Origin of the sequence: Variovorax sp. PDC80, assembly GCF_900115375.1 — a bacterium.
Lineage (GTDB): Bacteria > Pseudomonadota > Gammaproteobacteria > Burkholderiales > Burkholderiaceae_C > Variovorax.
Genome location: NZ_FOWG01000012.1, coordinates 172,521 through 185,663 on the forward strand (window position 1 = coordinate 172,521; position 13,143 = coordinate 185,663).

The 13,143-nt window shown below is 70.5% G+C and carries 13 protein-coding genes; 10 read left to right on the forward strand and 3 right to left on the reverse strand.

Features of this window, described 5'->3' with window-relative positions:
* The first annotated feature begins 15 nt into the window (after positions 1-15).
* The 10 genes from BM109_RS30420 to BM109_RS30465 all read left to right on the forward strand — a co-directional run bounded on the left by BM109_RS30420 (position 16) and on the right by BM109_RS30465 (position 10,657).
* Entirely contained in the window at positions 16-1,641 is a 1,626-nt protein-coding gene (locus BM109_RS30420) for an MFS transporter (protein WP_093351332.1), read from the forward strand.
* Between the two features lie 21 nt (positions 1,642-1,662).
* Positions 1,663-2,826, forward strand: a complete 1,164-nt coding sequence (locus BM109_RS30425; protein WP_093351335.1) for an MFS transporter — start codon at positions 1,663-1,665, stop codon at positions 2,824-2,826.
* A gap of 117 nt (positions 2,827-2,943) precedes the next feature.
* Entirely contained in the window at positions 2,944-3,765 is an 822-nt protein-coding gene (locus BM109_RS30430) for a creatininase family protein (protein WP_093351337.1), read from the forward strand.
* A gap of 33 nt (positions 3,766-3,798) precedes the next feature.
* The gene (locus tag BM109_RS30435) at positions 3,799-4,605 is read left to right on the forward strand and encodes an ABC transporter ATP-binding protein (protein WP_093351340.1); all 807 of its coding nucleotides are present in this window, start codon (positions 3,799-3,801) and stop codon (positions 4,603-4,605) included.
* Positions 4,583-5,491: an ABC transporter permease gene (locus BM109_RS30440; RefSeq protein ID WP_177239498.1), complete on the forward strand. Its 909-nt coding sequence runs from the start codon at positions 4,583-4,585 to the stop codon at positions 5,489-5,491. Before BM109_RS30435 ends, BM109_RS30440 begins: the two co-directional genes overlap by 23 nt.
* A complete protein-coding gene (locus tag BM109_RS30445) occupies positions 5,463-6,863 on the forward strand; it encodes an FAD-binding oxidoreductase (protein ID WP_093351343.1) in 1,401 nt (466 codons plus the stop codon). Before BM109_RS30440 ends, BM109_RS30445 begins: the two co-directional genes overlap by 29 nt.
* 59 nt (positions 6,864-6,922) lie before the next feature.
* Positions 6,923-7,957 carry an ABC transporter substrate-binding protein gene (locus tag BM109_RS30450; RefSeq protein WP_093351345.1) on the forward strand — a complete coding sequence of 345 codons (1,035 nt, stop codon included), beginning with the start codon at positions 6,923-6,925 and terminating at the stop codon, positions 7,955-7,957.
* A gap of 432 nt (positions 7,958-8,389) precedes the next feature.
* Positions 8,390-8,980 (forward strand): NAD(P)H-dependent oxidoreductase, encoded by a 591-nt coding sequence (locus BM109_RS30455; protein ID WP_093351348.1) that lies wholly within the window; start codon positions 8,390-8,392, stop codon positions 8,978-8,980.
* A 31-nt stretch (positions 8,981-9,011) separates the two neighbouring features.
* Complete coding sequence (locus BM109_RS30460; protein ID WP_093351350.1) at positions 9,012-9,983, forward strand: PDR/VanB family oxidoreductase; 972 nt, start codon at positions 9,012-9,014, stop codon at positions 9,981-9,983.
* Positions 9,984-9,991: 8 nt separating this feature from the next.
* Positions 9,992-10,657: a TetR family transcriptional regulator C-terminal domain-containing protein gene (locus tag BM109_RS30465; protein WP_093351353.1), complete on the forward strand. Its 666-nt coding sequence runs from the start codon at positions 9,992-9,994 to the stop codon at positions 10,655-10,657.
* Here BM109_RS30465 and BM109_RS30470 read toward each other — a convergent pair.
* Genes BM109_RS30470 through otnI form a run of 3 tightly spaced genes read right to left on the reverse strand, consistent with a single transcriptional unit; the run spans position 10,650 to position 13,119 of the window.
* Positions 10,650-11,114, reverse strand: a complete 465-nt coding sequence (locus tag BM109_RS30470) for a RidA family protein (protein ID WP_093351356.1) — start codon at positions 11,112-11,114, stop codon at positions 10,650-10,652. The two genes, BM109_RS30465 and BM109_RS30470, sit on opposite strands and share 8 nt — an antisense overlap.
* Positions 11,111-12,319, reverse strand: a complete 1,209-nt coding sequence (locus BM109_RS30475; RefSeq protein ID WP_256222874.1) for an amidohydrolase family protein — start codon at positions 12,317-12,319, stop codon at positions 11,111-11,113. The genes BM109_RS30470 and BM109_RS30475 overlap by 4 nt, the downstream gene beginning before the upstream one ends.
* Positions 12,301-13,119 (reverse strand): 2-oxo-tetronate isomerase, encoded by an 819-nt coding sequence (gene otnI / locus BM109_RS30480; RefSeq protein ID WP_093351358.1) that lies wholly within the window; start codon positions 13,117-13,119, stop codon positions 12,301-12,303. Before otnI ends, BM109_RS30475 begins: the two co-directional genes overlap by 19 nt.
* Between the last annotated feature and the right edge of the window lie 24 nt (positions 13,120-13,143).

A 13,143-nucleotide genomic window follows, 5' to 3' on the forward strand; every position in this document is an offset into this window, starting at 1 on the left:
CGACAATAGCCCCACATGCCCCCGATATCGCCCGAAGAGACGCCCATCCCGCCCGCGCGGCCGAAGCCGCCCAAGCTCGCCGCGCTCGAGCCGCTGAAGCTGCCGGTGTTCCGCATGCTGTGGAGCACCTGGCTGATCGCCAACATCTGCATGTGGATGAACGACGTGGCGGCGGCGTGGATGATGACCTCGCTGACCACCTCGCCGATCTGGGTCGCGCTGGTGCAGTCGGCCTCCACGCTGCCGGTGTTCCTGCTCGGCCTGCCCAGCGGCGCGCTGGCCGACATCCTCGACCGCCGGCGCTGGCTGATGGCCACGCAGTTCTGGCTCGCGGGCACGGCGATCGTGCTGTGCGCCGCGATCGCGCTCGACATGATGACCGCGCCGCTGCTGCTGGCGCTGACCTTCGCCAACGGCATCGGGCTGGCGCTGCGCTGGCCGGTGTTCTCGGCCATCGTGCCCGAGCTGGTGCCGCGCCCGCAGCTGCCGGCCGCGCTCGGGCTCAACGGCATCGCGATGAATGCCTCGCGCATCATCGGCCCGCTCACGGCCGGCATGCTGATCGCGAGCGCGGGCAGCGTCTGGGTGTTCGCGCTCAACGCGGTGCTGTCGGTGGCCTCGGGCTTCGTGGTGCTGCGCTGGCGCCGCGAGCACACGCCCAATCCGCTGGGCCGCGAGCGGCTGATCAGCGCGATGCGCGTGGGCGTGCAGTTCGTCTGGCAGTCGCAGCGCATGCGCGCGGTGCTCAGCCGCATCACGATCTTCTTCTTCCATTCGACGGCGCTGCTGGCGCTGCTGCCGCTGCTGGCGCGCAACCTCCAGGGCGGCGGTGCCGGCACCTTCACCCTGCTGCTGGCGGCCATGGGCTCGGGCGCGATCGTGGCGGTGCTGTTCCTGCCGCGGCTGCGCCAGGCGCTGGGGCGCGACCAGTTGGTACTGCGCGGCACCGCGCTGCAGTCGGCCGCCACGGCGGTGATGGCCTTCGCGCCCAACGCCTGGGTCGCGGTGCCGGCGATGTTCTTCGGCGGCATGGCCTGGATCACGGTGGCCAATTCGCTGTCGGTGTCGGCCCAGCTCGCGCTGCCCGACTGGGTGCGCGCGCGCGGCATGTCGACCTACCAGATGGCGATCATGGGCGCGAGCGCGATCGGTGCCGCGCTGTGGGGCCAGGTCGCCACGGTCACCGACCTTCAGGTCAGCCTGGTCGTGGCCTCGGTCACCGGCACGCTGCTGATGCTGGCGGCGCTGCGCTGGGTCACCGATGTCTCGGGCGAGGACGACACCACGCCCGCCAAGGCCGGCTGGGCCTCGGGGCCGCCGACCGAGGCGCCGCAGGAGAACGGCCGCGTGGTGATCAACGTCGAGTTCATCATCGACCCGGCGCGCGCCGCGGCCTTCCACCTGGTGATGCAGCAGACGCGCCGCGCGCGCCTGAGCCAGGGCGCGATCGGCTGGGAGCTGCTGCACGACATCGGCGAGCCGGGCCGCTACGTCGAGCAGATCGTCGACGAGAGCTGGACCGAGCACCTGCGCCGCTTCAACCGCGCGACCGCCGCCGACATGGCGCTGCGCGAGCGCCGGCTGGCCTTCCACCTCGGCGAATCGCCGCCGGTGGTCACGCGCTACGTCGTGCGCCGCTGATCCACGCAGCCCCCTGACGCCATGAAGACGACCCAGGTCGCCACGCTGTTCTGCTGCCTGTTCCTCATCGGCTCGGCCGAGGTGGTGGCCGGTCCGATGATGGGCGCGATGAGCGCCGACCTCGGCGTGCGCTCGAGCGCCATCGCCTACCTGCCGGCCGCCTACGGGCTCGCCTACGGCGCCTTCGCGCTGATCGCCGGGCCGCTGTCGGACCGCTGGGGCCGCCGGCGGCCGCTGCAGGCCGGGCTGCTGGGCTTCGCGCTGCTGAGCGCCGCGCTCCCGAGCGCGCCGAGCCTGGCGGTGGCGATTGTGCTGTCGGCGCTGGCCGGGCTGTGCGCGGGTCTGATCCAGCCCAATGCGCTGTCGCTGGTGGCCGACGAATCGCCGCCCGAGCAGATCGGCCGCCGACTCAGCCATGTCTTCGTCGGCCTGATGCTGGCCTTCGTGCTCACGCCGGTGGCGGCCGGCTGGCTGAGCGACACCGCGGGCTGGCGCTCGGCCTACTACACGCTGGCGGCGATGGCCGCGCTGGCCTTTCTCGCGGTGACGCGCGCCTTCGTGCAGCGCGTGCCCGCGGCCGCGTCGCATGCGGGCTTTCTCGCCACGCACGCGCAGGCGCTGCGCACGCCCGGCGTGCGGCGGCGGCTCGCAGTCAGCTACCTCTGGCTCGGCTGGGTGGCGGGCTTCGGCGCGGTGGTGGCCGAAGTGGCGGCGCGCAAGCTGGTGCTGTCGTCGACCGACACCGGCCTGATCGCCGGCCTGTTCGGCCTGGCCGTGATCGCCGGCAACCTGGCCAGCGGCCGGCTGCAGCGCGCGCTCGGCGAGGCCGCGCTGCCGCTGGCGGCGCTGGCCGCGGCGGCGGGCCTGCTGGGCCTGGCGCTGCCGGTGGGCTCGACCACGCAGCTGGTGCTGCTCGGCCTGCCCTGGGCCTTCGGCTACGGCTGCGCGGGACCGCTGCACCATGCGCGGCTCAGCGCGCTGTCGCAGCGCTACCGCGGCACCATCAACTCGTACCACGCGAGCCTGCTCAACCTCGGCATCTTCTCGGTCTCGTTCCTGCTCGGCAGCGTGGTGCCGCGCTTCCCGGTCGAGGTGTTCTGCGCGCTGGCCGGCGGCGTGACGCTGGTCGGCGCCTGCCTGCTGCTGCCGTGGCCGTGGCGCAAGTCCGGGGTGGCGACGACCTGAGCGCGGCGACCCGAGCGCGGGGCGGCAGGCCGAGGAAAACCCTGACGCGACTTTTTTTGACCATTCGGATAATTTAGGTCATCATCCGCGCCGTCGCCACGAACGAGGACCACCCCGATGAACCCGGTCACCCTGCGCAGCCGCTTCTGGTCGGACCTGACCAGCGAAGAGTTCTCCCGCCTCGACCGCGAACGGCTGATCGCCGTGCTGCCGGTGGGCGCCACCGAGCAGCATGGTCCGCACCTGCCGATGTCGACCGACACTGCCACCATCGACGGCATGGTGCGCGCCACGCTCCCCCACCTGCCCGACGACCTGCCCGTGCTGTTCCTGCCCACGGTGCCCTACGGCAAGAGCAACGAGCACTCGCGCTACCCGGGCACGCTGACGGTCTCGGCCAGCACGCTGATCGCGATGTGGACCGACATCGGCGCCTGCGTGGCGCGCGCCGGCGTGCGCAAGCTGGTGCTCTACAACAGCCACGGCGGCCAGATGAGCGTGATGGACATCGTGGCGCGCGACCTGCGCGAAGCGCACGGGATGATGGTCGTGGCCGCCAACTGGTACACGCTGGGCCTGCCCGAGGGCCTGTTCACCGCGCACGAGGGCAGGCACGGCATCCACGCCGGCGACCTCGAGAGCTCGGTGATGCTGCACCTCACGCCCGACTACGTGCGCGCCGACCAGTTCCGCAACTTCCACTCGATGACCGAGGACCTGGCGGCCGAGAACAAGTACCTCTCGATCACGCCCAGCGGCAAGCTCGGCTGGCAGATGCACGACATCAACCCGATGGGCGCGGCCGGCGACGCCACCCGCGCCACCGCCGAGAAGGGCGCCGCGGTGCTCGACCACGTGGGCCGGCGCTTCGTCGACCTGCTGCACGAGGTCGACCGCTTCCCGCTGTCGCGCCTGGCCAACGAGCCGGCCTGGCGCTAGGCTCGCGCCCCGCCACGCCCTCCGGAACACCCCATGGAAAGCACCACGCCATCCACCCCCGATGCCGAAGCGCCGCTGGTCCGGCTGCGCAACGTCGGCAAGCGCTTCGCCAACGGCACGCTCGCGCTGCAGGGCATGTCGCTCGACATCGGCGCGCACGACTTCATCAGCTTCCTCGGCCCCTCGGGCTGCGGCAAGAGCACGGCGCTGCGGCTGATCGCCGGCCTCACGCGCGCCAGCAGCGGCGAGATGGCCTGGACCGGCGGCGCCGCGGCGCGCACCGACCGCGACCTGGGCTTCGTGTTCCAGGAACCGACGCTGATGCCCTGGGCCAAGGTGTTCGACAACGTCTGGCTGCCGCTCAAGCTCGCGGGCATGAAGCGCGACGCCGCCGCGCCCGTCGTGCAGCAGGTGCTCGAGATGGTCGGGCTCTCGCGCTTCGCCGACGTCTATCCGCGCGAGCTCTCGGGCGGCATGAAGATGCGGGTGTCGATCGCACGCGCGCTGGTCACGCACCCGCGCCTGCTGCTGATGGACGAGCCCTTCGCCGCGCTCGACGAGATGACGCGCATCAAGCTCAACAACGACCTGCTCGCGATCTGGCGCGAGCACCGCTTCTCGGTGGTGTTCGTCACGCACAGCGTCTACGAGTCGGTCTATCTCTCGAACCGCATCGTGGTGATGGCCGCGCGCCCGGGCCGCGTGATCGACGAGATCCGCATCGACGAGCCCTACCCGCGCGGCGAGGCCTTCCGCACCTCGAGCCGCTACAACGCGCACTGCACCGCGGTGTCCCAATCCCTGCATGGAGCCCTGCATGGCGTCGACATCGATCACTGAGACCGCGGTCCCCGTTGCGTCCGCTGCTCCCGCCCTGCACGACGACGACCTCGCCACGCCCTCGGCCGACGCCCAGCGCGCCCACGAGGACCGGCAGCGCCGGCGCGAATCGCTGCTGCGCATCGTGGTGCCTGCCGTGGTGGTCGGCGCGCTGCTGCTGCTGTGGGAATGGACCGTGCGCGCCAACAACATCCCGCACTACATCCTGCCCGCGCCCTCGCTGATCCTGAAGACGCTGTTCGACAACTGGGACACGCTGTCGAGCGCGCTGTGGTTCACCGTGCGGCTCACGCTGCTCGCGCTGGCCGCGGCCATCGTCGGTGGCGTGCTGCTGGCGATCGCCTTCGCGCTGTTCAAGTGGGTGGAGATCGGGCTGTTCCCGATCGCCGTGATCCTGCAGGTCACGCCGATCATCGCGATCGCGCCGCTGATCCTGATCTACGTCTCGAGCACCACCGCGGCACTGCTGCTGTGCGCCTGGATCGTGGCCTTCTTCCCGATCCTGTCGAACACGGTGGTGGGCCTCAAGAGCGCCGACAGCAACCTGCGCGACCTGTTCCAGCTCTACAAGGCCTCGCCCTGGCAGACCTTCCGCTACCTGCTCGCGCCCAGCGCGCTGCCCTACTTCATGGCGGGCCTGAAGATCGCGGGCGGCCTGAGCCTGATCGGCGCGGTGGTGGCCGAGTTCACCGCGGGCACGGCCGGCAAGGAAACCGGGCTGGCCTCGCGCATCCTCGAGTCGAGCTTCCGCACCGAGATCCCGATGATGTTCGCGGCGCTGCTGCTGGTGTCGCTGCTCGGGATCGTGATCTTCATCGTCTTCGCCGCGCTGTCGCGCCTGGTGCTGGGCCACTGGCATGAAAGCGAAATGCGCCGTGAACGCTAGGACCTCGCTCGCCCCGGCCATCGACTGGGACGCGGTGCGCCGCGACCTCGCGGGCCTGAACCTGGTCACCGCGCCGGGCCAGCGCAAGCAGCTGTCGAAGGACTTCTTCTGGTACAGCCCGATCCTCACGGCCCAGCTCTCGGGCTGCGTGGCCGAGCTGGTCGTGAAGGTCGGCACCGAGGACGACGTGCGCCAGGTCTGCGCCACCGCCGCCAAGTGGAAGCTGCCGCTCACGGTGCGCGCGGGCGGCACCGGCAACTACGGCCAGTGCGTGCCGCTCGAGGGCGGCCTGGTGATGGACGTGACGCAGCTGTGCCGCGTGCTCGACATCGGCGACGGCCGCATGCGGGTGGAGGCCGGCGCGCGCATGCACGACATCGACCTGGCCGCGCGCGAGACCGGCCAGGCGCTGCGCATGTGGCCCTCGACCTGGCACGTGGCCAGCATCGGCGGCTTCATCGCGGGCGGCTTCGGCGGCATCGGCTCGTTCCGACACGGCATCCTGCGCGACCCCGGCAACCTGCTGCGCGCGCGCGTGATGACGGTGGAGCGCGAGCCGCGCGTGATCGAGCTGGCGGGCGACGAGATCCAGCAGGTGCACCATGCCTACGGCACCAACGGCGTGATCCTCGACGTGGAGGTGGCGCTGAGCCCGGCCGTCGACTGGGTGCACTGCACGGTGCTGTTCGAGCGCTACCGCGCGGCGCTCGATTTCAGCATTGCGGCCAGCACGCCCGATCTCGACCTGTTCCTGCTGTCGACCGTGGAGGCGCGCTTCTCGCCCTACTACACGGCGATGGGCGAGCACTTTCCCGCCGACCGGCATGCGGTCTTCACGATGGTCGCGCCCGGGTCGATGGAAGACTTTCGCGCGCTCGCGGCCGCGCACGGCGGCCACATCGCGCTGGCCGGCACCGAGGCCGAGCTGCTCGCGGCCGGCCTGCCGCCGGCCTACGAATGCGCGTTCAACCACACGACGCTGCAGGCGCTCAAGATGGACCGCGGCTGGACCTACCTGCAGGTGGCCTATGCGCAGCCCTTCGATCCCGCGGTGGTCGAGCGCCACCTCGAGATCTTCGGCGACGAGGTGCTGCAGCACCAGGACTTCGCGCGCGCGGGCGGCGAGGCCGGCACCTTCGGCATCCTTCTGGTGCGCTGGACCGGCGAGGCGCGCCAGTACGAGCTGATCCGCGAGATCGAGTCGCAGGGCGGCTGCAAGATCTTCAACCCGCACGTGGTGACCATCGAGGACGGCGGCATGAAGACCATCGACACGCAGCAGATCGAGTTCAAGAAGCGCAGCGACCCGATGGGGCTGATGAACCCCGGCAAGACGCGCGGCTGGACCCCTGACATGGCCACCGAGGGCTGAAAAGATTTAGGCTTCGCGTCCCGTCCTTTTTCAAGAAACCTCCACAGGAGCACGTCCTCATGCGCATCCCCGCTTTCCGCATCCGCCCGCTCGGCAGCCTGGCCCTCGGCCTGGCGCTGACCGCCGCCTTCGCCGCGCAGGCGCAGGAGAAGGTCGTGTTCGCCACCAACTGGAAGGCGCAGGCCGGCCATGGCGGCTTCTACCAGGCGCTGGTGGACGGCACCTACAAGAAGTACGGCCTCGACGTCGAGATCCAGCAGGGCGGCCCGATGGTCAACAACCGGCCGATGCTGCCGGCCGGCAAGATCGACTTCCTGATGACCGGCAACCTGCTGCAGTCCTTCGACAACGTGAAGAACGGCGTGCCCACGGTGGTGGTCGCGGCCTTCTTCCAGAAGGACCCGCAGGCCATGTTCGCGCACCCGGGCCAGGGCTTCGACACCTTCAAGGACATGACCAAGGCGCCCGTGGCCTTCATCGGCAAGGACGGCCAGTTCAGCTTCTGGCAGTGGATGAAGTCGGAGCACGGCTTCAAGGATTCGCAGCTCAAGCCCTACACCTTCAACGTGGGTCCGTTCCTGGCCGACAAGAAGTCGATCCAGCAGGGCTACGCGATCTCCGAGCCGCTGTCGATCAAGGCCCAGGCCGGCTTCGACCCGGTGGTGCAGCTGCTGGCCGACAACGGCTTCTCGACCTACTCGACCACCATCGAGACGCGCGCCGACCTCGTGAAGACCAAGCCCGAGACGGTGCGCAAGTTCGTCGAGGCCTCGATCATCGGCTGGAACAACTACCTCTACGGCGACAACAAGGCCGCCAACGAGCTGATCGCCAAGACCAACCCCGACTCGCCCGTGGCCGCGCTGCAGGGCTCGATCGAGCTCATGAAGAAGATGGGCATCGTCGACAGCGGCGAGTCGCTGACCAAGGGCATCGGCGCGATGGACGAGGCGCGCGTGAAGGACTTCTACGACAAGATGGTCAAGGCCGGCCTCTACAAACCCGGCGAGGTCGACCTGTCGAAGGTGGTCACCACCCAGTTCGTCAACAAGGGCGTGGGCCTGGACGTGCGCAAGAAGCTCACGGGCAAGTAAGCCGCGACCAAGGCTCCGATCCACGACCACACCGATTTCTCCGCGGGCCGCGCGGTGCTTGCGCCGGGGTCAGATGCCGGCGCCTGGGATGCCATAAGGCACCGTGCGGCTCTTCATTCGCTGGGCTCTGACCCCGTATTGCCGCCTAGGACCTGTTAACGCTATGCAAGGGGTCGCGTTGCCCCGCAAAGGGGCTGGATGCAAGGCGCCCGCGCGCAGCAAGGCTGGCGCCTTGCAAGCGCGGGCAACGCCGCAGACGGCCCCTTTGCGGGGCAACCCGGAGGGAAGCTCGCCAGAGCCCGCCCCTCGGCGTTGCGCTCCTAGCGTGTGCGGACGCACACGCGTCGTCGCGCGCCTTGATGGGCGGGCTCTGGCGAGCTTCGCGACCCCTTGCATAGCGTTAACAGGTCCTATCGGCGAACCGGCCCTCTCATGAAAACGCTCGTCGTTCATTGCCATCCGAACCCTGACAGCTTCAACCACGCGCTCTACCGCACGGCGCTCGCCGCCCTCGAACCCCGCCACCAGGTCCGGGCCATCGACCTGTACGCCGAGGGCTTCGACCCGACGCTGACCCGCGAGGAACGCATCGCGTACCTCGACAACACCCAATTGATCCGCGAACGCGTGCAACCCCACGTCGAGGCGCTGCTGTGGGCCGAGCACCTGGTGTTCGTCTATCCCACCTGGTTCCACGGACCGCCCTCGATGCTCAAGGGCTGGCTGGAGCGGGTGTGGTTGCCCGGCGTGGCCTTCCTGCCGGCCGAGCGCAAGGGCCAGGCCGCGCGCTCGGGCATGCGCCACATCCAGCGCCTCACGGTGGTCACCACGGGCGGCTCGCCGCGCTGGTTCGTGATGATCATCGGCGACCCCGGGCGGCGGCTGTTCACGCGCGCGCTGCGCGCCCTGTTCGCCTGGCGCTGCAAGGTGACCTGGCTGCAGCTGCACGACATGAACGCCGTGACCGCGCTCGACCGCACGCGCTTCATCGAGCGCGTGGCGCGCAAGCTGCAAACGCTGTGACCACGACCCCAACGATCCGGGAGAAAACACCATGAGCCTCGAACGCACGCTCACCGTCCGCGTGACGCGCATCGCGCGCCAGACGCCCGAAATCCTGGCCTTCGAGCTGACCCATCCCTGGGGCCGCGCGCTGCCCGGCTACGAGGCCGGCGCGCACATCGACGTGCACATGCCCGGCGGCTTCTCGCGCCAGTACTCGCTGGCGCGCGCGCCCTCGGCGGGCGCCGTCTCGTCCTACCTGATCGGCGTGAAGCGCGAGGCCGCGAGCCGCGGCGGCTCGGCCTCGATGCACGAGCGCGTGCGCGAGGGCGACCTGCTGCCGATCAGCACGCCGCGCAACACCTTCCCGCTGCAGGCGCGGGCGCGCCATCACCTGCTGCTGGCCGGCGGCATCGGCATGACGCCGCTGCTGGCGATGGCGCAGGCGCTGGCCGCGCGCGGCGAGGGCTTCACGCTGTGCGTGTTCGCGCGCGCCGAGGAGCACCTGGCCTTCGCCGAGGCGCTGCGCGATCCGGCGCTGGCGCCGCACGTGCGGCTGCACCTCGACCAGGGCGACGCCTCGCAGCGCATCGACCTGCGCGCGCTGCTGGCGACGCATGCCGGCGCCGCGCATCTCTATGTCTGCGGCCCCGGCGGCTTCATGCAGGCGGTGCGCGACGCGGCCGCCGCCGCGCAGTGGCCCGAGGACGCGATCCACGCCGAGTACTTCGCCGCGCCCACCGATGCCGCCGCCACCGCGGGCCAGCCCTTCGTGCTGCGGCTCGCGCAGCGTGGCATCGTGGTGCCGGTGGCGGCCGACCAGACCGCGGTCGACGCGCTGCACGAGGTCGGCATCGACATCCCGGTGTCGTGCGAGCAGGGACTGTGCGGCACCTGCGTGGTCGGCGCCGAAGGCGAGGGCGCCGAGCACCGCGACTTCTGCCTCACGGGCAGCGAGCGGCGCCACAAGGTGGCACTGTGCTGCTCGCGCGCCAAGGGGGCCGAGCTGGTGGTGCAGCTCTGAGACCGCGCATGGCCAGGACCACCGCCGTCGACACCGCCGAGGACGCCGAGGGCCCCGCCACGCGCGGGCGCTCGCGCAAGTACGCGCAGGTGCTCGGCGTGATCAACCAGGCCGCGATCGAGGTGTTCGCGAGCGAGGGCCTGGCCGGCGCCTCGACGCAGGCGATCGCCGACAAGGCCGGGCTCTCGAAGGCGCAGCTGCACTACTACATCGACAGCAAGGAGGCGCTGTACCGGCAGATCCTGCAGGACATCCTCACCGACTGGATCGTGGTCTTCGGCTTCGACGACGAGGCCCTGGGCCCGCGCAAGGTGCTCGGCGACCTGATCCGCCGCAAGATGGCGTTCTCGTTCGAGCACCCGCTGCGCTCGCGCATCTTCACGGCCGAGATGCTGCGCGGCGCGCCGGTGCTCAACACCCTGATGGACACGAGCAAGCAGCGCACCGACCAGGCCGCCGCCGTGATCCGCAACTGGATGGACCAGGGGCTGATGGACGAGGCCGACCCGATGCTGGTGCTGTTCCACATCTGGGCCGTGACGCAGTTCTATGCCGACCACGCCACGCAGGCCGCGTACTTCCGCAACACCGCGCAGCACGGCGACGCGCAGGACCGCGATTACCTGGTCGAGCAGGTGACGGCGTTCCTGTTCAAGGGCGCGGGCGTCAGGTAGCGCGCACCGGCAGGTACATGGTGGCCTCGACCTCCACCAGCACCTCGTCGCCCGGCAGGAAGCGCGACACCTCCACCACCGTGCTGACCGGCGGCTCGCCCGGGTAAAACAGGCCGCGCACGCGGTTGTAGAAGGCGTAATGCGGCAGGTGGCGGAAGTACTGCAACAGCTTCACCACGTCCTCCATGGTGCCGCCGTGCTCGGCCGCGATCTGGCGGATGCGCTCCAGCACGAACCAGCTCTGCGCCACGATCGGCGCCTCGAACACGTCGACCGACATCTGGCCGGTGGCGTAGCCCAGGCCCTGCAGCGCGCTGCGCCCGGCCTCGGGAATGGCGTCGTAGCCGGCGACCGCGCGGCGCGTGGCCGGGTCGACGGCGACCACGCCGCTCATGTAGACGAAATCGCCGACGCGCTTGGCGGCGGCATAGTTGGCCATCGGCTTGCCCATGCTCATGCGGTGTGCTCCAGGATCCGGCCCGCGCGGATGACGCTGCGGCGGCGGCCGCGCGGGTCGATGAGTTCGTGTTCGTCGGTGGCGGCCAGCACCACCAGGTCGGCCGGACAACCCGCGGCGATGCGACCGTCCCAGGCCAGCCCGAGCGCCTGCGCCGGCGCGAGCGTGATGCTGTCGATCCAGTCGAGCGCCGGCGCGAGGTGCGCGACCTGCACGCCGAGGCCGAAGGTCTCGACGAGGTCGTAGCTGCCGTAGGGATAGAAGGCGTCCTGCACGTTGTCCGTGGCCAGGCTCGCACGCAAGCCGCGTGCCGCGGCCTCGCGGATGCGCGTGATGCCGCGCGGCACCGGCGTGCGGTCCCAGGCGCCCTGCAGGTAGAGATTGGTGGTGGGCAGCGCGACCAGGTGCAGGCCCGCGCCCGCGCACAGCGCCAGGGTTTCGTGCGCCACGGCATCGTCCTGCACCGAGAGCGAGCAGGCATGGCCGCAGACCACCCGGCCCGTGAAGCCGCGCGCACGCACCAGCTGCGCGATGGCACGCAGGCCGCTGGCGTCGGCATCGAGGCCCTCGTCGACATGGAAGTCGAGCGACAGCCCGTGCTTGTGCGCGAGCTCGAACACGCGGTCGAGCTTGGGCAGCAGGGCCTCGTTGCGGTAGACGAAGGCGCCGAGCGAACCGCGCGCGCGCGCCACCTCGCGCGCGATGCGCTCGCCGGCCTCGGCATCGGCGAACAGGTCGAGCGGCGTGAGCGAGACGAACTGCAGCTCGACGCGGCCGCGCCAGGCTTCGCGCAACGCCTCGAATACCGCGAGCGAGACCGGCGCCTCGGGCTGCACCCAGTCGAGGTGGGTGCGCAGCGCGCGCGTGCCGCTGCGCCAGGCGTCCTCGAGCGCGCGCTCCATGCGCGGGCGCAGCGATTCGGCGGTCCAGCCGGCGCGGTGGCCGTTCATGCGCTCGATGGCCGCGAACAGGTTGCCTTGCGCCGCGCCCACTTCCTGCACGGTGTAGTTCTTGTCGATGTGCGCATGCGCGTCGACGCAGGCGCTCAGCACGATGCCGCGCGCCGAATCCTGCCGCGCGCTCGGCGCGACCGAGGCCACGCGATCGCCGTCCAGCACCAGGTCGAACAGCTCGGCCTCCGACGCGAAGCCGCGCAACGGCTTCGGGATGCGCAGTGCCTCGAGCTTCACTGCGCCTCGCGCCACGCGCGCAGCCAGCCCAGCCCGGCCGAAGTGCCGCCGGGTTCGCTGCCGCGCCGCGGCCGGTATTCGCAGCCGACCCAGCCCTGCCAGCCGGATTGCGACGACACCTCGTCGATCACCTGGAACAGGTAGGGATAGTTCTGCTCGCCGATGTCGGGCTCGTGCCGCTCGGGCACGCCGGCGATCTGGATGTGGCCGACGCGGCCGGTGGGCAGGTACTGGCGCAGCTTCATGGCGACGTCGCCCTCGACGATCTGGCAGTGGTAGAGGTCCATCTGCACCTTGAGGTTGGGCGCGCCGATGCTTTCGACGATGGCATGCGCATGGTCCTGGCGGTTGAGGAAGAAGCGCGGGATGTCGCGCGTGTTGATCGGCTCGATCAGCACGTCGCGCCCGGCCTTCGCGGCCTCCTCGGCGGCCCAGCGCAGGTTGTCGACGTACACCTGCTGCACGGCATCGGCCGTGAGGCCCTCGGGCACCAGCCCGGCCATGACGTGGATGCGCGGGCAGTCGAGCGCGACCGCGTAGTCGATGGCCTTGGCAATGCCTTCGCGGAACTCGGCATCGCGCCCCGGCAGGCAGGCCAGGCCGCGTTCTCCGCCCTCCCAATTGCCGGGCGGGCCGTTGAAGAGCACCTGCTGCAGGCCGTTGTGCTGGAGGCGCGCGACGATGTCCTCCTTGGAGAAGGCATAGGGAAACAGGTACTCGACGGCCTCGAAGCCGTCCTTCGCGGCGGCATCGAAGCGGTCGAGGAAGTCCAGCTCGGGATAGAGCATCGAGAGGTTGGCGGCGAAGCGTGGCATGGCGTGTCTCTTGTAGGTTCTGGC

Excerpts from the sequence above, each read along its gene's own strand:
- BM109_RS30420 (WP_093351332.1), top strand. The coding sequence starts at position 16 with ATGCCCCCGATATCGCCCGAAGAGACGCCCATCCCGCCCGCGCGGCCG.
- BM109_RS30425 (WP_093351335.1), top strand. The coding sequence starts at position 1,663 with ATGAAGACGACCCAGGTCGCCACGCTGTTCTGCTGCCTGTTCCTCATC.
- BM109_RS30430 (WP_093351337.1), top strand. The coding sequence starts at position 2,944 with ATGAACCCGGTCACCCTGCGCAGCCGCTTCTGGTCGGACCTGACCAGC.
- BM109_RS30435 (WP_093351340.1), top strand. The coding sequence starts at position 3,799 with ATGGAAAGCACCACGCCATCCACCCCCGATGCCGAAGCGCCGCTGGTC.
- BM109_RS30440 (WP_177239498.1), top strand. The coding sequence starts at position 4,583 with ATGGCGTCGACATCGATCACTGAGACCGCGGTCCCCGTTGCGTCCGCT.
- BM109_RS30445 (WP_093351343.1), top strand. The coding sequence starts at position 5,463 with ATGAAAGCGAAATGCGCCGTGAACGCTAGGACCTCGCTCGCCCCGGCC.
- BM109_RS30450 (WP_093351345.1), top strand. The coding sequence starts at position 6,923 with ATGCGCATCCCCGCTTTCCGCATCCGCCCGCTCGGCAGCCTGGCCCTC.
- BM109_RS30455 (WP_093351348.1), top strand. The coding sequence starts at position 8,390 with ATGAAAACGCTCGTCGTTCATTGCCATCCGAACCCTGACAGCTTCAAC.
- BM109_RS30460 (WP_093351350.1), top strand. The coding sequence starts at position 9,012 with ATGAGCCTCGAACGCACGCTCACCGTCCGCGTGACGCGCATCGCGCGC.
- BM109_RS30465 (WP_093351353.1), top strand. The coding sequence starts at position 9,992 with ATGGCCAGGACCACCGCCGTCGACACCGCCGAGGACGCCGAGGGCCCC.
- BM109_RS30470 (WP_093351356.1), bottom strand. The coding sequence starts at position 11,114 with ATGAGCATGGGCAAGCCGATGGCCAACTATGCCGCCGCCAAGCGCGTC.
- otnI (WP_093351358.1), bottom strand. The coding sequence starts at position 13,119 with ATGCCACGCTTCGCCGCCAACCTCTCGATGCTCTATCCCGAGCTGGAC.